We start from the raw sequence: 21,355 nt of genomic DNA on the forward strand, positions 1-21,355 counted from the left end.
AAAGCTAACTTTCCATCCCGAAATATACCTCAGTATTATCATTACTTGAATAGACCTGACTTACGATATCGTTCTCAATCCTTAATATAAGGAAGCCCTTCTCTTCAATTTTGCATTTCAAGTATTTGTTTTCAATCCGGCACTCATTTACTTGTTCTTCATTACTTCTATTAATCATAAAAATGAACTTAACCTTACCGACTCTTCTTAAAACAGTATAAACTTCATCGTTTTGGGGAATAAATTCAGATTGCTCTTTTAAAAGTGATAGTAATCTTTTTACTTTTAACAAATCATTACTAATATAATGATTATAATTACCCCTATTTCTAAAATAATTTTTAATGCAAGTTGTTTCTCTGGAGTATTCGTCTATAGCAGGTAAATCTCCAACGATATAAACTAATTCTTCATATGTTAATAAATCTTTAATTGTTTTTTGTGTTGACCATGGCATACACTTACCCGTATAAACAAAAATCATCTTATATTTTTGCATTTCTTCTTTTTTGACATTTTCCAAATCTAGAATATCAAAATCAGTATTACTAGAAATGCAGCTTTCAACAATTTGATATAAAAGATTAATTGCAGACTTCTGTCCTGCCTGAATTGCAAAAGTGTCTTTGCAATAACAAATGGCTAAATCAGGAGTTCTTTCCGCCTCCAGCAGTTCCTGTTCATATTCTTTAATAAAAGTCACAAACTTAAATAAATCCCTATATTTATCGCCTGTTTCTGCATCTGCTAATATAGGTGCTTCTGCACAATAAATACCCTTGTATACCTCAGGATTACCTGCATAAGAATCAATTTCAAACTGCTCATATAATAAATGTGCTTCTGTATGATCCGTTGCACATATATTATAAGTATCGTATCCTGTTGCCCCTCTTGAGAGCATAATCATAGCATGATATAAAGAAGTCTTGGCATATCTGTATTCATTACCTTCCCACATATGCCCCCAGTTGTCTTCCAGATTAGGCCACTGATTTAACGTTGAAACTAGTATTAGCTGTACAAATACCTCAAAACTATTGACTGCATTTCCTAAAAAATTAGTAAAACCAAAGTTTATTCTTCCCGTTTCATCATAATTTCTGGCAAGCCATGAACTTAATAATCCTTCACTTGCAGGAGAATTTAAACCAATTAAAATAGGCAGTTTATAGCTCTTAAATATAAAGGAAGAATCATGATAAAATCGATTCATATAGACATTACTCCACTTTCCCCAGTCTATATAATCCAAATCACATTGATACATGTTTTCGGATTCAAGTTCATCGAAAGATTTTAGATTTTTACTATGTAAAACATTATAGTTATCAATATCTACATATAAATTCTTTAAATAATCAATATAATTTTCAAGTCCAAGTGTTGAATAATCAAAATCTCTAATATGATTATTGGCATTACAATAAATACCTTCATTTCCAATCTGAATTGCAATTATATTTCCTTTAGGAAACGCATAATCGTCAAGAATATTTATACATATCTGCTCAAACCAAACTTGAACTTCTTTTTGAAATGAAAGGTTTAACGGATTGGGTAATCTTTTTCCCATATAATTTATGGTTGATCCATCTTCTTTTATTAAAGGCGGAAAATCCATGTTTAGAATAAAATCTGGAAAACCTCCATTTTTCACCTCAGCATGAATAAACGGGCCTGGTTTAATAATACAATAAATATTATGCTTCTTTAGCAGATCCATAAAATATACTAAATTACTATTATCATAAAACTCACCATGAAAAAAATATTTGACTTCTCCATTTATTTCTTTTGAATGATGAATCCATGGAATATAGAAGGTGAGCATATTAACACCCAGTTCCTTAATTTTAATAAGTTTCTCTTCCCAAACATCTTTTGAATCCCTATAATAAGGGTAATCTCCAGAAAGTAAAAATACTTTTTCACCATTAATATATAATTTTCCGCCATAAAATTCAATCTTGTTCTCTTTCAATTTTTACTCCAATCCTCTTATTAAAAACTTATTGACTAGTTAAAAATCTTTAACCTTTATTCAGCAACTTTAAATACTACTTTCATTACCAGGCTGTCTGAATTCTCACCATTTGTAAGTATCTGGAAAGCTTCCTCAGCTTGATCTAATGAATAAGTATGAGTTATCAATGATTCCAATTTTACATTTTGTGCTAAATCGATCGCTCTGACAAACATGTTATTGTAGTCACCTGCTCCTACTATTTTGATCGCATTATTTGTTAAATAAAGTGGTGAGATAGTTGCCCTGTAAGTTGAATTGAATCCCATAGCAACAACGGTTCCCCCTTTTGAAACTATTTGAATTGCTTCTTCTAGCATCATTCCGGTCGCATCTACTACAACACTTGGTTTACGTTTTCTTCCGGATATACGCTCCAGGTAATCTTGGTCATTTGCATTTACTACTTCCGTATTCATCAAAATCTTTTTAAGGAAATTGATTCTTTCCGGTCTCTTTTCAACAATTGTAGTGCTTAATGCATATTTCTCTGAAAGCATTGCAAAAATAGTTCCGATTGGACCACCACCCAGTATAACTACATTATCATCGAATTCAATGGAAGCTGCTTCTAAATTATTAAGAACACATGCAAGCGGTTCGATTAGAACTGCTCTTTCATCACTAATATCATCCGGCAATAGATATACAAACTCTTCCGGCATTACTATGTATTCCGCAAATGTTCCATCCTTGTCCACTCCGGTCTCTGTTTTTGCCTTATTATCACACAAATTATGTTGTCCTCTTTTACAATAATAGCAAGAGCCGTCAAAAAGTGTTGGGTCAATTAAAACTCTGTCACCGGGTTTCACAGTCGTTACACTACTTCCAATCGTTTCTACCCAGCCAATTGCTTCATGTCCAAGAATAACACCTTTATCACCATTAAAATTTCCGGTAAATATACGTAAATCTGTACCACAAATACCCGTTAAGATAATTTTAATGATGACATCGTTATCCTTTATTACTTTTGGTTTCTCTCTTTCTTCCACAGCAATTACGTTTTTTTCTTTAAATACAATACTCTTCATACTGAACCTCCTTGTCATGACAATACTTTCTCAACTTCAGAAATATGATTTACCCATTTTATAGAATCCATTATTTTTTCATGTATTTTTTTATTCGATGCGGCAATACAAGATTGCAGATTCCCTTCTTTAATATCTAACAACTTTGTACATCCCAAATCATTCCCATAAGCATCTGTTACAATTATACCGGCTTTTTTGGCAATAAATACTGCTGCTGCAATATCATAAGGAAATAAATGCAAAAGTTTTCCATTTCCAACTTTTCTAAAATACGCTACTAATTCCGGCACGTCTCTGACCAATCTATTCCCTATATCGACATAAGCTTCTAATTGACCGGTAAGAATTCTTGATATAGAATAAGTTGAACTGTTGAATATAAAAATTCCACCTTTATTTGCCGTAGCATCAATCAGATCTCCTAAACAATATGTGATAAGTCTTGAAGGATGTCCATTAAACTCCATACTCCAAAACAATCTGTCTATCGTTTCTTTTGGTGATGGAACAATAGAACCACAATTTGTACTAACTGACTTGTTAAAACAATCCGCATAAAAGTATGTATCTGATTTAAATTCATATAGTAATGCATATTCAACATCGTCAATAGTCGCATCTTCTTTATATGCTGCTACTGCTACTGAAAAACAACAACTCTCTAGACCTGCTGCCGCACTTCTGGTTCCATCTATGGGATCAATAACAAAAACATATTTAGGAGAATCCCCAAATTTCACCAGACCTCTATCTTCAGAATAATAAGCTACAGAAAGCGTATGTTCTTCAAAATATTTCATCACTGCCTCTTCTGCTACTTCATCGATATCAAACTGTGTATCTCCACCAGATGATATTCCCATATTATCCTTAGACTTTAAAACATCAAAATTTTCTTTTACCTTACCAATTACTTCATTTGATAGATTAAAAATATACTCTCTCACGTTGACCTCCTTTAATAAACAAAACTATCTAAAACTTTTTCCAGTTTATCCATCATAACTTCACATTCTTCAAACGTAATATTTAATGATGGTCGAATTTTAAATACATTACCGAGTCCATATAAAGAAGTCCTTAAAAGAAGTCTGTTTTGAAAGGCACGTTTGGCAATTTCTTTTGTTAATTCTACATCGGATTCTTTGGTTTCCCTGTCTTTTACAATTTCAACACCAATCATTAATCCTACCCCTCTGACATCACCTATAAAAGAGTATTTATCCTTAAATTTTTCTAATCTCTCTAAGATGTAATTACCTGCTTCTCTTACGTGTTTTAAAAACTCCTCGTTATCAATAATTTCCAGTGTTTTATTCGCTGCAGTACAACTAAGAACGTTAGATCCATAAGTAAAAGAATGAAAATGCGATTCCATAATATTGAATTTTTCCTCCATAAGTATGGCTGCTATTTGGTAACCGGATCCTCCTAATCCTTTTGCTGTTGTTATCATATTGGGTTCTACGTCAAAGTACTGTGCTGCAAACATTGTTCCTAACCTTCCAATACCCGTCTGTATCTCATCAAAAATTAATTCGATATGGCATTCTTCACATAATTTCTTTAATTTTTTATAATACTCCTTTGGTGGTATCTGATTCCCTCCATTCCCTTGTATCGGTTCAATAATTAAAGAAGAAACATTACCAGTAGAGCCGTAATTCAAATATTCTTCTATTTCGTCCACACACTTACATTGACATTCTGGATAGGTAGAATTATATGGACACCTATAACAATATGGATAATTCATATGCGCAATGTCACTTTGTGGGAAATGAAACGGTTCTTTTCTAAAACTATTACCAGATACATTCTGCATATAAATAGTTTGTCCTACATGACTTCTATAAAAGCTGATTACCTCAGATTTTTTGTTATAATACTGTGCTAACTTAATGGCTCCTTCATTTGCTGTAGAACCACCGCAAACCTTTGTAGTAGCCCTTGTAAGATTCTTTGGTGAAATATCAATCAACTTTTTAGCAAGCCTGACAACCGGTTCCGCTAAATATGAAGATGTAAGATGTGTTAATTTTTGACTTTGTTCATTTACTGCGTCAACAATCTCTTTATTGCAATATCCTAAACTTAGATTAAAAGTTCCAGCTTCGCAATCAATGAATTGGTTTCCCTCTTTATCGTATAAGTAAATTCCTGTGCCTTTTTCAATTTCTAAATCTTTAATTTCATCGCTTCTAAACATGTTTTCTTTTAATTCTTTAAGTTCCACCATATTTGACCTCCTATTCTTTTATGTGTTTGACAGTAATCAAAATCAAAAGTAACTATAACGAAGAATGTAATTCATTCACTCGTTATATATTCGGGGCGCTCCTTACGTCAAATATTACCACATAAAAATTAGAAAATTAGAATCAAGTAAAAATTACGGCGTATTTTGTAGTTTTTACTTGGTGCTTTTTGTCAAAATATAGGAAACCAAGACGAATTATGTTTAAATTTAAGAATACAATAAGATAAAAATTTCAAAAATATCATTCTTTGAATAAATTTTTACTACGCCCTGATATGCCTTTACCACATTTTCAACAGAAATCAAACCCAGACCATGATGATACACATCTTCTTTAAGTGTTGTTAAATGTCCATCCTTTCCCCGTTTAAGTACACCGTTATACCCATTTTGAACATCAATTAACAAATTATTTTGTCTATAAATAATAGTTACTTCTATTTTGCGTCTAATCATTTCCAGTTTACTTACAGCTTCAATTGCATTATCAAGCGCGTTACCCAGTATAATACAAATATCACTATCTTTAAACGGAAATTGATTGGGTATCTCTAATTGTACCTTTAGATTAATCCCCAGTTTTTGACATATATCATATTTATAATTCAATAACGAATCCACGACCAGATTTCCACTGTTTGCGATTTTTTCTTTTGCAGGTATGCTATTTTTCTCTAGAAGTCCTTCTATATATTCGTTTAAATTATCAATATCATTTTTAACTAAACAATCTCTCAAATATATAAAATGATTTTTTAGATCATGTTGCATCTTTCTGACTTCTAAGATACTATCTTCCCATTCCTTCATTTGATTATGGCATAATTCTAATTGCTTCTTATATTCACAATTCTGTTTTTTCACTTCATCTTCTTCAGATAATCGACTCATTGTTCTTAGGGCAAAGACATTTGCTATAAAAATTAATGTCCATGACACTATTATATAAATAAACAATTCCTTTGATTTTGTTACATTAAAGAACAGCTCTAATGTGTATATAATAAAAACACTACCAATCGGCATAAGTACTAATTTCAACCATTGAAAAAAAGTAATGTCTCCTATGAACTTGTATTTTAAAAACTTAATTACAAAACAGATTTCAATTAATATACCTGCCTTTAGAAATATACATTCTAAAAGAGAATTCACTTTATAATCCGTTCCTATAACTTTTAAAATACAGTCAATATACAACTCTATCTGCATCCACATCTCATTTAGCAGACATATCCATATTAATTTACTTTTCAAATTTCCTTTATAAAGGTAACCGCAAAGTAAAATCATACCCAGTATATTGAAGTAATAAATAATAAAAATATTTTCGATTATATCCATCATTATATAATCAATGATAAAAAACAGAATCCAGAGAAATTTTTCTTTATATTTATAAAAATTAAATGAAAAAATTAAATCTAATGATTCTTTTACTAATAATAAGCAACATACGAATGGAAGTATATGTATATGAAAAAAACAGTAATTATCTATCAATATATTTTTCTCCTAGTATTTGACTATATTCTTCTCTTATTCTCTTTTGCCTGCTCTCACTTATAAATAATTCCTTTCCATTCGAAATACAAACTTTTGTATAATTCATTTTCTGAACATACTCAAAATTTACTAAATACGATTGATGAATTCTTAAAAAGAAATATTTACAATCTTTTAAAAATTTTTCGATTTCATTTAATCTACCATAAAACTTTTCAATTTGGTTGAAATCTTTTCGGATAATTTTGATAAGTCTTCCAGAACTTTCAAAATACATAATCTCTTTTAGTGGAACTTTAAATACCATTTTATTAAATTTATATTCGAAAAAATTATCTTTTTTCAAGACTTTTTCGTATGCCTTCATGAAATATCTATAAAATTTTTCTTCATCTATAGGCTTTTTTATAAAACGAAAAGGTTCTACTTCAAATAATTCCATAAAATAATTTTCGTAATTCGATACATAAATAATGATTGCTTCTTGGTCTATTTCACGTATTCCCTTTGCTGTATCTACACCATCCAATAACTTCATTTTTATATCGAGATATATAATATCATATCTCATTTTACGTTCTAAGCTTTCCAAAAAAGTAGCACCGTCCGCATATACTTCAATATTCATATCTATAAGTTTTTTCTTTCCAATATTTTGCAGGAGTGTTTCAATTTTAGAAGCCGATTTCATGTCATCATCACAAATACCTATTTGTATCATAACGTTTGCCTCCTTATTTGTTCAATTTTATCCCCTTTTATTTTTTGCAAATTGACTTTTTTTTTCTCACCCCCACTTTATTTTGAGATAATTTGTTAATCTAAGGCAAAAAAATACAAAAGCCTCCTCGATTACTTATATTTTAACATAAATCTTAAAAGCCTTTTCTTATGATTTTTATAATTTTAATTCAGTCTTCTTATATTATTGTATAATATTGTCATTTACAGCATTCTTGCTAATACTACACTTGCACTAACTCCAACAGTTGTACAAATTAATGAACCAACCAGTGTCCAACGTGTCTTTTTTACTTTTGCAGCAATCGAATAAACAGCTATGGTATAGAAGATAGTTTCTGTACAACCCATCATAATAGATGATATTGTGCCTAATTGTGAATCTGTTCCATACTCTTTAAAGATATCTAGTACTAACCCGGTGGCTGCACTAGAAGAAAACAATCGGACAATAGCAAGAGGAACTAATTTTGATGGGAAACCAATATATTTCGTAAATCCACTTAAAATATCAGCTAACAAATCAAGAAAACCAGAAGCCCTTAATATTCCGACTCCGACTAATAAGCCGATTAAAGTCGGCATAATCTGAATTACAATTTTGAATCCATCCTTTGCACCTTCAACAAAATCTTCATAAACACTTTGTTTTTGAATTAGTCCATAACCTACAATATAAAAAACAACTAACGGTATCATTGCATCAGACAAATATAGAAGTAACTTCATAAAAAAACCTCCAAGCATTCTCTATTTAAGATATGCTTGAAGGATCTTTTTTAGATATATTTATTTACTTTGCATCTTGTTTTCTCTTTGTAATAATTAGACCAATGCTGAAAATAGATATTGCAAAAGCGGCTTCTAAACCAAAACTTATTAATACTTCTTTTGGAAGATGAGCGAAACTTTTTATACCTTGTATCTTTTCGTTTGCTATAACATACCAATAGGTCGGTGTAAATCTTGCTACTTGTAATACTTTATCTCCCATTATTTCATGCGGTACAAAAATGCCTCCCAAAAAACTCAATCCTAAACCTATGGTATTACATCCCATATTTAATATATTTTCGTTCTTAGCAAATTGAGCAAATAAAAATGTCATTGCTAACGCTATTAGTATAAAAATTCCTGCATTTATAAAACTTAATAATCCGTTAATTGAAAAAACAAAGTCTGAATACATAATGCCTGCTAGGAACATAAATATGATTAAACAAAAAGTCACAAAAGTTATGCACCCTATAGTGATTTGCATATTTTTATTCTTTAAACTCATGGATGAACAATTATTTCTATCTGAAATTTCTTTCTTTTGAAAAGCCATAAGAATTGGACCAAGTCCCATAATTGTTATACATATAAATATATAAGGTAGATAGTTAAAGTAATAAAAAGCAGGTTCTAACTCCGAAACTTCTTCTCCATTTGGAACCGTTACCTTAGTCTGGACACTTAAATCTTTCTTCGCCTGCTTTACAGCCTGCTCTTTCGCATAATCTGCTTTTAAATACAATTTTAGTGTAGATAAATACTGTTCAACTTGTGTATCAATAAAAAATCCAGCAGTTCCGCCCGGTATCTTTATTGTTCTTAAAACCTCTGATGTAATCCCTTGATTCATTTTTTCCGTAAAATCGTTTGGTATATACAAAATGTAATCTACTTGACGATTATAAAGAGCATCTTGTAATGTCTCTTTATCATTTTTTATATTCTTTAATTTATGGAGTGTGCTAAGATAATCTTTTAAATCTTTTCCTAACCCTCCATCATCTTGGTTAATAATACATAAAGTTAGTTTTTCCTGTTCAAACTGTGTCTTGCTATTCTCATTACCACTTCTAGAAAATGCAATGGTAAGACCCATAAAAATAAAAAAGTAAATGCTGACAGCCGGTAGATTCTTCTTTAGTATTTTTAAAAAAGCTCTATAAACTTGCATATCTTTCCCTCCTAACTGTCAAATAACTTAAAATACATAAAACTGCTGCCATTGTAAGCAAAATAATCATATTCTTCGTATAACGCTCATAAGTATCATAAATATTTAAACTGTAGAAAGAATCCACTAAAACAGAGGCAGGATTAATTCTATTCAGAATTGGAAAATACTTTTCCACAATAACACGCATATTTTGTATCATTAATCCACTTAAAAAACATTCCGTCATTGTAATTCCTATAACAATACCCATTTTTACGTTTTCAGACTGTCTTCCCACTGCACTGATAAATAATCCGGTTGCTATCCCTATAATATTACCAACCAAAATAGTACAAATAATAAGCGGCATTTTATTACCGAAATTAACTTTTAATACTAAAGTCAAATACCCTAATGAAATAAGGCTGCAAATAAATTGTACGAATAACGTTCCAAAAAAATCTGCTAGAATCATCTGTAATTTATTTGTACATGAAACTACTCTCCTTGCTGCAAGATTTGATAAATTCGCTTTTGCCTGGATTGCAATGGTGTGTCCCGCAAAGCACCCATATAGACAACTCATTGCTATCAATGCATAAAAGTAAGTTACCATAGCATCCATATTCCCATCACTGAAGCTGTCTTCTATTAAATAATTAGTTTCTTCATATAAACTATTTATAACACCTTCTAATTTCTCAGGAGCTGTCTTCATAATATCGTTAATTGTACTGCTCTTTTGTAAGTATTGATCTAAAATCCCTTTTAAGATACTTTGATCCATACCATCTTCCTTTACAATAAGAGTAATAGAATCTGCTGCATGAATAATCCCTTTTATCTCTTCTTTTTTCAGAAGCTTATCCGCTTCTTCCTGGCTCACTCTTGAAATTTCCAAAATAGGTTCTTTACCGCCTTCAAGTTCTTTTAAAAAGTTATCAAAATATTTTGAATCTAAACTTTTATTATTGCCTTGTACATAGGCTACCGGTATTGCGTGAAATGTTTCGTATTTATCAAAAAATCCTCCGAAGCTTACAAAGAAGAAAGTTCCTAGCAAAATTGGAAACACAAGAGACCAAAATAGTTCGTCTTTTGTATTTAATCTTTTTTTAATCTGATATTTAATAAGATGAAAAAACATAAGAACCTCCTAATCTCTCAATTCTTTTCCCGTAATCTCCAGGAAAACATCATTTAATGTCGGTAATTGAGAATAAACTCGTCCAAAAGCAATCTCTTTTTCTTGCAAGTAGTCAAGTATACGCACTAAATTATGTTTACCTCCACTGCAATTAATTTTTAGCTGATGCTCATCGTATTTAACGTCTATTACGTGAGGCAGCTCTTTTATTTCTTTTTGTTGCGTTTCATTAAGTTGATACACTTCAATTTCAATGGTTTCTCCTGTTTTTATCATTCTTTTTAACTCTTCCTTTGTACCCATTGCCAAATTCTTTCCTCGATCCATGATCGCAATACGGGTGCATATTTGTTCCACTTCTTCCATGTAATGAGACGTATATAAAATAGTAGCTCCCTTTTCATTCAGCTCTTTGATTCCTTCTAAAATTTTGTTCCTGCTTTGTGGATCTACAGCCACCGTAGGTTCATCCATAATAATCAGTTTTGGTTTATGAGCAATTCCGCAAGCGATATTCAATCTTCTAAGCAGACCTCCGGATAATTTTTTAGGGTAGAATTTTCGAAATTCTTCTAAGCCGGTAAATGAAATAGCATCTTCTACATATTCTTTTCTTTTTGCTTTGTCCTTGATATATAATCCACAAAAATAATTAATATTATCGTATACGGTCAATTCATTAAATACAGCTACGTTTTGAAATACTACACCGATATCTCTTTTAATATCATACCTTTGAGGATTCATTTCCTTACCTAGTACTTCAACACTTCCTTTATCAAAACTTAGCAAAGACAAGATACAATTTATTGTCGTTGTCTTTCCTGAGCCATTAGGACCTAACAAACCAAAAATTTCTCCTTCTTTAATATCCAGACTGAAATGGTCCAGTGCCAACAAATCTTTATAGCGCTTTACAAGGTTATCTATTTTCACAACTGAATTCATTTTCATTATCCTCCTTTATTTTTTCTACCTTAATTCTAACTATTTTTGTCATTCGTTGTAAGTGAACACCGTCAATATTGCATGTGACATTTGTCACATCTTAATTTTCAAAATAATTGTGAACTGCGCTCAAATATATTATAATAAATATAACTATAATCTTGTAATTGGAGGAAAACATGTCCGTACTCATTGATAAACTAATTCTTCTTGTAGGTTGTTTTATCTTATATATATCAAATTTTAACGATATAGCCGGTGTCTACTATCTTCTTGGTGCTATTTCACTCACCTGCTTTGTCTCTTATTTTGCATATAGAAGAGAATCCTTTATACTAATTTTAATTTTTTTAGTCAGCTCATTCATTTTTCCAAAGTTTTGTTTTTATTTTCCACTGATTATTTACGACTTATATGCATATCGACATAAAATCTTATCTTTTGCAGGCATCATAGTTTTCATTAACTTTGCTACGGATATAACCCCTTTAACTTTAACAATGCTTCTTTTATTTAGTAGTATTTCCGTACTTCTACAGTATAAAAGTGAGCACTTATATCAGTTACACATGGATTTTAAAAAACTTAGAGACACGAGTACAGAATATAATCTCCTGCTTCGCTCAAAGAATAAAGATTTAATCGAAAAACAAGATTATGAAATTCATTTAGCTACCTTAAAAGAACGGAATAGAATTGCCCGTGAGATTCACGATAATGTCGGACATGTTCTCTCTCGTTCACTTTTACAGCTTGGGGCTATTATGGCAACGAATAAAGACAAAAATATGTCTAAACCTTTAACGGCCTTAAAAGATACTCTTGCATCAGCAATGAATAATATACGTGATAGTGTACACGATCTACACGAGGATTCTATTGATCTTTGCGCTTCTATACAAGCTTTATTGGATGACTTTAAAACATATCATACAGATTTTGATTATGACATGAGTGAAAATTTACCCAGAAATATTAAATACTGTCTGATCGCGATTACCAAAGAAGCACTTTCAAATCTCAATAAACACAGTAATGCCTCAAAATTAACTATCCATCTTAGGGAGCATCCCGGTTTTTATCAATTACTGATTGAAGATAATGGAAGCAATATCAAATTAAATTCGAATGGAATTGGATTAGAAAATATGAAGGATAGAGTCGATAATGTAAATGGTACTTTTCGGATCAATACGGAAAACGGATTTAAGATTTTTGTTTCTATTCCTAAAACCAATTATGGAGGAAAATAAATTATGAGAATTGTTATTATTGACGATGATAACTTAGTGGGGATCTCCCTTAAAACTATTTTAGAAGCAAATCAGGAAGTTGAAGTTTTAGCTATTGGAAATAATGGAAAAGAAGGAATCCTGCTTTATGAAAAGTATCAACCTGATGTTTTATTGATGGATATCCGAATGGATATTATGACTGGTATTGATGCTGCTAAAATCATAATAGAAAAAGATAAAAATGCTAAAATACTTTTCCTTACTACCTTTCTAGATGATGATTATATTATAAAAGCTCTACAATTGGGTGCAAAAGGTTATATTTTAAAACAAGACTTTGAAAGTATACTCCCTGCACTAAAAGCAGTCTATAGCGGACAAAATGTATTTGGAGACAAGATTATTTCCAAAATCCCTTCCTTTTTAGATCAGAAAAAAGCACTTGAAGATTTGCCATTTTCCATTTCTCAAAAGGAACTTGAATTAATTCGTCTTGTTGCTGACGGCCTTAGTAACAAGGAGATCTCTCAAAAATTATATTTAAGTGAAGGTACGATACGAAACTATCTAAGTAATATATTAGAAAAATTAGACTTACGCGATCGTACCCAACTAGCTGTTTTTTACTATCAAAATCACCTTGATTTATATCGATAAATCCCTTTTACAAAAGATACTGATACCAGTTCCGAACAATATAATTCCTATAACATAAAGTAGAATAATGGCCCAGACTGCCTGACTATCACCGGCGATTAATCCATTTGTTTGAAACAAAGTCAAAGGAGTCAGGAACTTTAGATTTTCAAATTTTTCACCTACCTGTGACAACATCTGAATAATGATGAAAGCTATGATGGCTCCGGCTCCAACTCCATTTGAAAATTTGGAATCACTGAAGATACTAGATGAACAAAAGCATAGACCGCTCAAAAATACCAGAAGTCCAAATAGTCCAATATTAACTAGAACAAATTTTTTTATCTCTAATTCTCCCGGAAACATTATCTGACCAACAATAATACATAAAACAGTAATGTAGATAACTAAACATAATACACTTATTACCAAAAAAACTGCCTGGGTAAAAGCGATTTTTTTCCTTTTATTAGGTGTCGCTAGTAAATATGCCATAGAACCCTGGCTAATATAACGTGCCATTAATCGGTTAGATAGTATGATTATAAATACGGATGGTAATGCAATTAATAAAAATCCATACAAATAATTTACTACAAATGTTAACAGTGTAGTACCTATCTCTGCCATTCCAAATGCCGCAAATACTTCGGGCATACTTTCTAACATTAATTCAAGACTTTTTCCCATATCAGGATCAAACATAGCTACTATCATACTCCCATAAAGAGACAGAACTCCGATAAAAATAAGAACTAATTTATAATTTGCTTTTATTTCTCTTTTAAATAATGTTAAACTCATCTTATTTTTCACCTCCATAAAAATGCATAAAAAACTCTTCTAAACTTTGTGTTTTAATTTCCAGATCTTTTACCGGAAAACGACTAAGTTTCTTAATAAACTCATCCATTTCTCCTTTTACTTCAACAATTACTTTATTTTCATTCAGCTTTCCATTAGGCATAATGCTAACAAATGAACTGGCTGTTTCTTGGCTGTCAAATTGAACTTCTATTGTTTTCCTCTTATTGCTCTTAAGCTTTTCCATATCCTCAACCGTAACAATCCGTCCCTCTTTTATAATGGCAGCTCTATCACAAGTTTTTTCAATTTCCTCAAATATATGAGAGGACATTAATATGGTCTTTCCATTTTCTTTTTCTTTTAATATTAATTCAATAAATTTATTTTGCATTAAGGGGTCCAAACCACTTGTAGGTTCATCTAAAATTAATATTTCAGGATTTTGCATAAATGCACAAACAATTCCTATTTTTTGTTTCATACCTTTTGACATCTTATTCATTTTGCCACGGGGATCTAGTTCAAAAAACTTCATTAGTTCTTCTGCTCTGCTAAAGTCTTTTAATTCTTTCATATTTGCTATGAACTTAATAAATTCTATACCTGTCATATCATCCATAAATGCGATTTCTCCGGGTAAATAACCTAAGTTGATTTGGATTTTATCTGCTTCTTTAAAGCAGTTCATACCATTTATGGCAACTCGTCCTCTATCAGGTTTAATGAATCCCATTAATTGTCGGATCGTAGTCGTTTTTCCCGCACCGTTTGGTCCTAAAAAGCCTAGTACTTCACCTACTCTGACATTAAAGCTTACATCAAATACACCTTTTTTATTTCCATAGTCTTTCGTAATATTATTAACTTCTATGATGTTCATTACAAAAACTCCTCCTTATAGATTAATTTTTTAAACATATCTGTCCAAATACAATATTCTTCCATCATCTCATTTATTGTTACCGGTTCCTTAGCTAGTTGCTTGCCGTGTAAATACCCATCGGCCATCCATGTCAACATTTGTACGACCTTAGGTACATCTACATCCTCTTTAAATTTACTATAGTCTATTCTTGTGAAATATTTTCCATATGCCTCATCAATATCACGCTTTATTATTTCCTTCATATTGTCAGATACTTCTTCGTTTTGAGAAAAGAAAGCACGGATTGCAAAGTCCATGATATAAGGGTTATTCGTTAAAATTTCTACCTTTACCTGAGCCGAATATTCTAAGATTTCAAAAAAATCGGTTATATCATCATAATGCGAATCCATTATTTTGCTTTTTAAATATTCACCAACGTAATCATAAATATACAGATAAAGTTCTTTTTTATTATGAAAGTAATAGAATAGAAGCCCTTTTGATATTCCGGCTTTGGCTGCCATGTCATCCGTAGATGCATGTTTGTAATCGTTTTGTGAAAAAACTTCTATTGCTGAATTTATTATTCTGGTACGCTTCTCTTCCGGTAACTCAAAAAACTTTTGATTCATATGTTCCTCCTTTCTGACTCAATCGGTTTGACCAACTTAGTCATCCTAAGATTAGAATACTCTATTGACTATTTTTTTCAACCCCTGTTATAAAAAAAAGTGTATATACTCTCTCATAATGAGATCATACATACACTTAATTCACATTTTCGTTTATTTGGCCAGTTTTTCCATAACTTTGGCAAATGTAATTCCTACAATCGTAGAAAGTGAAGTTGCGATAATAGCTGGGCCAACAATCAAAGTCGGATTTACGGAACCATATTGACACCTGTAAGCAATAATATTGACTGGTATTAATTGTAAAGAAGAAATGTTTACTATTAAAAATGTACACATTTCTTTTGATGCCACTTCTGACTTTTTATTCAACGTCGATAAACTTTCCATTGCTTTCAAACCTGCAGGTGTTGCAGCCCACCCAAGACCTAATATATTTGCAATTATATTCGTTGCTATATGTTTATTCGCATCATGCTCTTTCGGTATGTTAGGAAATAAAAATCTAATCAGCGGACTCATTTTATTAGTCATACTCTGAATTAATCCACTCTTTTCTGCTATCTTCATTAAACCTACCCAAAAAGCCATAACACCTGTCATGGTAATACATAAAGTTACTGCTTCTTTTGATGATTCTAATGCTGCATTCGTAATTTCTGCAATCCTTCCATTTAAAGTCCCATAAACAATTCCTATTAGAATCATAAATCCCCACAAATAGTTTAACATCGCATTCCTTCTTCGCATTTTTTTAAACTATATGTGGGGATAGTAAAATTTATTCAATTGTATCATTTATCTACTGCACTGTATATTTTGCGAATTCAAATCCTTGAGCTCTCGCTTCATCAATAAACTGTCCCAATATATTTGTATTTGTTTGAGAAACAGCATGCAGTAAATATATTCCTCCCGGATGTAATGACTTTTTTAACTTTTCTAAAGTCTTCGCTTCATCAGGCTGTTTGTTTACATCATAATCATAATGAGCAAAACTCCAGAAGACACTTCTATAATTTAAATTGTTCACTAACGCCAGTGATTGTTCACTAAAACGTCCTGTAGGATAACGGAATAAAAACATTTTATAATTAAATTTTTCTAACATATAATCGTGAACTTGTGTAACTTCTGATTTTTGCTGTTCCAAACTTTGTGACGGAAGTCCTTTGGAAGGATGAGTCACACTGTGGTTTCCAACAATATGCCCTTCATCTATCATTCTTTGAACCAACTTATCATTACCTTCTACATATGGTTTTGTAACAAAAAAAACAGCAGGACACTCTTTTTCCTTTAAAACGTCCAAGATCTGCCCTGTAAAACCATTTTCATAACCTTCATCAAAAGTTAAATAAATTCTTTTCTTTCCGTCTCCCTCATCAGTAGGTTTAATAAAATCAGCACTATATTTTCCATATTTCTCTTGATAGGAAACTGCTGATACAGGACGATTATTTTCATCTGCGTCTGGCCCCGGACCCCAGTCATGTGGGGCAGCGTCCATATTTTCAATATCTGCAATCTGCTCATTTTCTACATTAACCTGCCCCATAGCAGAAGCTTGCGCTGAATCTTCTGCGTTTATTACTTCTGTATTTGTACTTACCTGCTTATCACTTTCCTGAATATCACCGGATTTATAAATACCTTCTGCAATCGCTTTTGCATAAACATCTATATTTTTATCAAATAAATTATTATCTTTTGAGTTATCCATAAAACCGAGTTCTAATATACAGCTTGGTGCCTTAACATTGGCATTTACAAAATAGTCCTTGCTTTCATCTGCCTGCGTCCCTGACTTAACTCCACGATTCTCTTGTATCCCGGCTGTTTCTAGCTGATCCATTATATTGTCAGCTAAATTTTTTGAAGAATTTGATTGTGTACTGCTGATCCACGTCTCAACTCCAGAACCTTTTCCTTTATTTCTATGTAAAGAGACAAAATAATCTACTCCAGCGTCATTAGATACTTTACAGCGTTCTTCCAACTCCAAAAATGTATCCTTTTCTCTGGTCATAACAACAGTAATTCCCTTTTTCTCTAACTCAGATTTTACTTTAAGGGCTAATTTAAGTACGTCATCTTTTTCATCTCTTCCGTCATAACTGCTGCCTCCATCTTTTCCTCCATGTCCAGCGTCAATGCAGACTTTAAAAGATCCTTTTTTCACACTTGTCTTGGACTCTTCAGCTGCCTTATTATCACTTGTTTCAACATTTTTTGACCGGGCCTGAACACTTTTACCCTTAGGCATAACTAATTTACTAACCGCTTTTACTCCTAAAACAACGATAGCAAGGGTTAATAAACACGTTGCAATGCGAATCGCTCTTCTTATTCTACGAATCTTGGCTCTTCTTCTCTCTATTTCTCTTCTTCTTCTTGACTTTGCTCTTCTATAATCCTGTTCACTCATAACTCACTTTATCCTTATCATCAAAATTTGTCGGTACTGCTAATAAGATATCACAAAATGTGACAAAATCCTATATCTTTTTTCAAACTTCATAAATTCTTAAAAACTACTCTCATTGACAACTTATCTTTTAATAGATATAATTATCTTAGAAAAACGTGGAAAGTGTGATAAATTGGAGAGATTATTAACTAATGATTTATTTTTGTGGAAGAATAAAAGAAACAGAAGACCCCTTATTATAACCGGCTCCCACCAGGTAGGAAAAACTTGGTTATTAAAAGATTTTTCAGAATCTTACTTTGAGGATTCTTTATATATTGACTTAAAGAAAAACTATAAGGTAAAGAGTCTTTTTGACGACACAATTTCACCACGAAGATCTATCGAAATTCTCGGTGCTTTGTTTGGAAAAGTCATCGAACCCTATAAAACTCTTTTAATATTAGATAGTATAGAGAGAATTCCTTCCTTTGAAAAAGTTCTCAAAAAGTTTTATGATGATGCTTCTCAGTATCTTATTTGTTGTTCAACTACCTATCAGAACATTAATAATGATTCGGGTTGTTTTCATATTTTAAACTTATATCCTCTTAATTTTGAGGAATTTCTATTGGCAAACGGTGAAGATGATCTCGTAGATTTCTTTAAATCTGGAGCTTTAGCGTATCTTCCAAAACTGTTAGAAAATAAATTAATCGATTATCTGAAACTTTACTTTATAATCGGAGGAATGCCTGCATCTGTAAATTCTTGGGTTCAATCGAAAGACTTAAGTGATGTTGAATGCACACTTAATGATATTTTGAATCAGTTTGTAAGTGATTTCGAAACATTAACAGACAACAAATTAAAATCTAAAATAAATTATGTATGGAGAAGTCTTCCAAAACAATTGTCAAAAGAAAATCGTAAGTTTATGTACAGTACTGTACGTCCGGGAGGCAGAGCCAGGGAATACGAGGAAGGTTTAGAATGGCTTCTTAACCATTCCTATGCAACACCCATTTGGGCCAGAAAGGATACAACAACTGCTAATGATTGCAAGGTGGATCTAAAATCGTTCCGTGTATTTTTACCTGATATCGGGCTGCTTAGAATGATCTATCAAATACAACCTTCACTTATAGAATCACAAAACAAAATATTTCAAGATCATAATTATTCATTAACTTTACAGTTTGTTTTTCAAGAATTAGTCACCAAACTTCCTATTGAAAATATAAACTATTGGAGTTCAGGTGCTACTGCAGAAATTGATTTCCTTTTTCAATATAATCAAATAATCTATCCGTTGGAAATTAATGTTTATGATAATTTAAAAGCTCGAAGCACCCGCATTTATGAGGAACGTTTTCATCCTCAGCGGGTACTTAGAGTTTCACTTTCACCTTTGCGAATTAAAAATTCTTTTGTAAATATACCGTTACATTTATTATTTAACTTAGAGAATTACTTTTTAAATTTGTTATGAAGTGAACCCCTTTTGTTAGACAAAATACAAATCTAACCAAAAGGGTCATTTTATGCCAAGAGGAAAGAAAAAGTATTCCACAGAATTAAAGTTGGAAATTATTCAAAAGTATATTAAGGGAGGTGTTAGTTTGTATTCATTATCAGAAGAATTTCATGTTGATTCTGCATTGATTCGAAGGTGGAAAAATGCATATCTCGAACATGGTGTTGCTGGTTTATGTACAATTCGTAGAACATATAGTGGAGATTTTAAGATCTTGTAGTAGAATATATGCATAATACAGGGGCATCAGCGCATCAAGCGGCAGCGCATTTCAATATTCCTTCTATTCCAAGCATTACCAAGTGGAAACAAAGTTATTATGAGCAAGGTAAAGAAACTCTGTATATAGATCGGAGAGGAAGGCCGAGGAAAATGGATAAATCTAAAAGTAAACCTAATAAAAAGAAAAGTATTAATACGAACGAAGATCTTTTGGAAGAAGTAAAACGACTTCGAATGGAGAATGAATATTTAAAAAAATTAAATGCCTTAATTCAAAAACGGGAAAAATCCGAGCAACTGACAAAGTAGCTGTCATTACAGAATTAAGGCAAAGATATCAATTGACAGCATTACATGAATTGGCTGAAATGCCACGTAGTACTTATTATTATTATGTTAAACGCTCAAAGAAACCTGATAAATATGAAAAAGTTAAAGAAGAGATAACGGTAATTTATCACGAAAATCAAGGACGTTACGGATATCGAAGAATAACTATGGAATTACATAATCGTGGATATGATATTAATCATAAAACGGTTCAAAGACTGATGAAAGAACTTCATTTGAAATGTATGGTCAGAATTAAAAAATATCGTTCTTATAAAGGGCAGGTAGGTAAGATTTCTCCAAATATTATCCAGAGAGATTTTAAATCAGAAGCACCTAATCAGAAATGGACGACTGATATCACGGAGTTTGCCTTATTTGGAACAAAACTTTATTTGTCCCCGATACTTGATATGTATAATGGAGAAATCATAAGTTACAGTATAAGTGAACGACCAGTACTTAAGCAGGTAATGGATATGCTGGATAAAGCTTTTGCAAAGATTGCGAATGATACGAATCTTATATTTCATTCCGATCAAGGGTGGCAATATCAACATGAGCAGTATCAAAAACGACTGAAAGAAAAAGGAGTTAGGCAAAGTATGTCGAGAAAAGGGAACTGTCTAGATAATTCTGTGATGGAAAATTTCTTTGGATTATTAAAATCAGAGCTGCTCTACCTAAGAGAATTCTCTTCAATGGAGGAGTTTAAGATTGAACTAGAAAAATACATAGATTACTATAATAACAAACGAATAAAAGGTAAATTAAAAGGAATGAGTCCTGTACAATACAGGCTTCACTCCTCATTAGTTGCATAAAATAAAATTTGTCTAACTTTTTGGGGTCAGATCACTTCACGGTTAGAGGATACTTATTTTTTTGTATGTAATTTGATTATTTCAACAATCAGGGCGATAAATCCAACAATAAAGCTCCCAAATGCAAATAGCACTAGGAATAATGTCAATACTTCAAGTGTCATATCGGCACCGCCCCCTTTCTCTTAGGATTGAGGGCAACTACACCATAAATATCCTCTTTCAATTCTTAACTGAAAATATAAATTATATC

The 21,355-nt window shown here is 31.7% G+C and carries 19 protein-coding genes and 1 pseudogene; 4 read left to right on the forward strand and 16 right to left on the reverse strand.

All coding sequences use genetic code 11. The features are described 5' to 3' along the window. Nucleotides 1-4 precede the first annotated feature (4 nt). From DWV06_RS12815 to DWV06_RS12860, 10 genes are all read right to left on the reverse strand, one after another. Complete coding sequence (locus DWV06_RS12815) at nucleotides 5-1,984, reverse strand: beta-galactosidase (protein WP_115482585.1); 1,980 nt, start codon at nucleotides 1,982-1,984, stop codon at nucleotides 5-7. Between the two features lie 56 nt (nucleotides 1,985-2,040). Next, on the reverse strand, nucleotides 2,041-3,063 hold the full coding sequence (locus tag DWV06_RS12820; RefSeq protein ID WP_162300634.1) for a zinc-dependent alcohol dehydrogenase: 1,023 nt from the start codon (nucleotides 3,061-3,063) through the stop codon (nucleotides 2,041-2,043). Nucleotides 3,064-3,077: 14 nt separating this feature from the next. Beyond that, nucleotides 3,078-4,013 carry an inositol monophosphatase family protein gene (locus DWV06_RS12825; RefSeq protein WP_115482587.1) on the reverse strand — a complete coding sequence of 312 codons (936 nt, stop codon included), beginning with the start codon at nucleotides 4,011-4,013 and terminating at the stop codon, nucleotides 3,078-3,080. An 11-nt stretch (nucleotides 4,014-4,024) separates the two neighbouring features. After that, the gene (locus tag DWV06_RS12830; RefSeq protein WP_205027766.1) at nucleotides 4,025-5,305 is read right to left on the reverse strand and encodes an aspartate aminotransferase family protein; all 1,281 of its coding nucleotides are present in this window, start codon (nucleotides 5,303-5,305) and stop codon (nucleotides 4,025-4,027) included. A 228-nt stretch (nucleotides 5,306-5,533) separates the two neighbouring features. Continuing rightward, on the reverse strand, nucleotides 5,534-6,829 hold the full coding sequence (locus DWV06_RS12835) for an ATP-binding protein (protein WP_115482588.1): 1,296 nt from the start codon (nucleotides 6,827-6,829) through the stop codon (nucleotides 5,534-5,536). Continuing rightward, nucleotides 6,819-7,553: a LytR/AlgR family response regulator transcription factor gene (locus tag DWV06_RS12840; protein WP_115482589.1), complete on the reverse strand. Its 735-nt coding sequence runs from the start codon at nucleotides 7,551-7,553 to the stop codon at nucleotides 6,819-6,821. Before DWV06_RS12840 ends, DWV06_RS12835 begins: the two co-directional genes overlap by 11 nt. A gap of 224 nt (nucleotides 7,554-7,777) precedes the next feature. Next, nucleotides 7,778-8,302 (reverse strand): spore maturation protein, encoded by a 525-nt coding sequence (locus DWV06_RS12845; protein ID WP_115482590.1) that lies wholly within the window; start codon nucleotides 8,300-8,302, stop codon nucleotides 7,778-7,780. 64 nt (nucleotides 8,303-8,366) lie between these two features. Beyond that, nucleotides 8,367-9,521 carry an ABC transporter permease gene (locus DWV06_RS12850; protein WP_115482591.1) on the reverse strand — a complete coding sequence of 385 codons (1,155 nt, stop codon included), beginning with the start codon at nucleotides 9,519-9,521 and terminating at the stop codon, nucleotides 8,367-8,369. Beyond that, on the reverse strand, nucleotides 9,508-10,650 hold the full coding sequence (locus tag DWV06_RS12855; RefSeq protein ID WP_115482592.1) for an ABC transporter permease: 1,143 nt from the start codon (nucleotides 10,648-10,650) through the stop codon (nucleotides 9,508-9,510). Before DWV06_RS12855 ends, DWV06_RS12850 begins: the two co-directional genes overlap by 14 nt. Nucleotides 10,651-10,659: 9 nt before the next feature. Beyond that, nucleotides 10,660-11,598: an ABC transporter ATP-binding protein gene (locus DWV06_RS12860; RefSeq protein WP_115482593.1), complete on the reverse strand. Its 939-nt coding sequence runs from the start codon at nucleotides 11,596-11,598 to the stop codon at nucleotides 10,660-10,662. Between the two features lie 179 nt (nucleotides 11,599-11,777). Between DWV06_RS12860 and DWV06_RS12865 the strand changes: the two genes are divergently transcribed. Both DWV06_RS12865 and DWV06_RS12870 read left to right on the forward strand, forming a co-directional pair. Then, on the forward strand, nucleotides 11,778-12,851 hold the full coding sequence (locus tag DWV06_RS12865; protein WP_115482594.1) for a sensor histidine kinase: 1,074 nt from the start codon (nucleotides 11,778-11,780) through the stop codon (nucleotides 12,849-12,851). Between the two features lie 3 nt (nucleotides 12,852-12,854). Continuing rightward, the gene (locus DWV06_RS12870) at nucleotides 12,855-13,490 is read left to right on the forward strand and encodes a response regulator (protein ID WP_115482595.1); all 636 of its coding nucleotides are present in this window, start codon (nucleotides 12,855-12,857) and stop codon (nucleotides 13,488-13,490) included. Here the strand turns inward: DWV06_RS12870 and DWV06_RS12875 are convergent. The 5 genes from DWV06_RS12875 to DWV06_RS12895 all read right to left on the reverse strand — a co-directional run bounded on the left by DWV06_RS12875 (nucleotide 13,479) and on the right by DWV06_RS12895 (nucleotide 18,207). Beyond that, nucleotides 13,479-14,276 carry an ABC transporter permease subunit gene (locus DWV06_RS12875; RefSeq protein ID WP_115482596.1) on the reverse strand — a complete coding sequence of 266 codons (798 nt, stop codon included), beginning with the start codon at nucleotides 14,274-14,276 and terminating at the stop codon, nucleotides 13,479-13,481. The genes DWV06_RS12870 and DWV06_RS12875 overlap by 12 nt on opposite strands. 1 nt (nucleotide 14,277) lies before the next feature. Then, the gene (locus tag DWV06_RS12880) at nucleotides 14,278-15,159 is read right to left on the reverse strand and encodes an ABC transporter ATP-binding protein (protein ID WP_115482597.1); all 882 of its coding nucleotides are present in this window, start codon (nucleotides 15,157-15,159) and stop codon (nucleotides 14,278-14,280) included. Then, complete coding sequence (locus DWV06_RS12885) at nucleotides 15,159-15,779, reverse strand: TetR/AcrR family transcriptional regulator (RefSeq protein ID WP_115482598.1); 621 nt, start codon at nucleotides 15,777-15,779, stop codon at nucleotides 15,159-15,161. Before DWV06_RS12885 ends, DWV06_RS12880 begins: the two co-directional genes overlap by 1 nt. 153 nt (nucleotides 15,780-15,932) lie before the next feature. Next, nucleotides 15,933-16,511, reverse strand: coding sequence for a nucleoside recognition domain-containing protein (locus DWV06_RS12890; protein WP_115482599.1), 579 nt, complete (start codon nucleotides 16,509-16,511; stop codon nucleotides 15,933-15,935). Nucleotides 16,512-16,581: 70 nt separating this feature from the next. Beyond that, nucleotides 16,582-18,207, reverse strand: a complete 1,626-nt coding sequence (locus tag DWV06_RS12895; RefSeq protein WP_235828961.1) for an N-acetylmuramoyl-L-alanine amidase — start codon at nucleotides 18,205-18,207, stop codon at nucleotides 16,582-16,584. A gap of 175 nt (nucleotides 18,208-18,382) precedes the next feature. Here DWV06_RS12895 and DWV06_RS12900 point away from each other — a divergent pair, with 175 nt between their 5' ends. Both DWV06_RS12900 and DWV06_RS12905 read left to right on the forward strand, forming a co-directional pair. Further along, a complete protein-coding gene (locus tag DWV06_RS12900; RefSeq protein WP_162300635.1) occupies nucleotides 18,383-19,681 on the forward strand; it encodes an ATP-binding protein in 1,299 nt (432 codons plus the stop codon). Nucleotides 19,682-19,733: 52 nt separating this feature from the next. After that, nucleotides 19,734-21,102 (forward strand): annotated as a pseudogene (locus DWV06_RS12905) (IS3 family transposase). A gap of 53 nt (nucleotides 21,103-21,155) precedes the next feature. Here DWV06_RS12905 and DWV06_RS19110 read toward each other — a convergent pair. Then, nucleotides 21,156-21,266 (reverse strand): putative holin-like toxin, encoded by a 111-nt coding sequence (locus tag DWV06_RS19110; RefSeq protein ID WP_408608163.1) that lies wholly within the window; start codon nucleotides 21,264-21,266, stop codon nucleotides 21,156-21,158. Nucleotides 21,267-21,355 lie beyond the last annotated feature (89 nt).

Origin of the sequence: Anaerosacchariphilus polymeriproducens (assembly GCF_003363435.1) — a bacterium.
In the GTDB taxonomy this organism is placed as follows: Bacteria; Bacillota; Clostridia; order Lachnospirales; family Lachnospiraceae; genus Anaerosacchariphilus; species Anaerosacchariphilus polymeriproducens.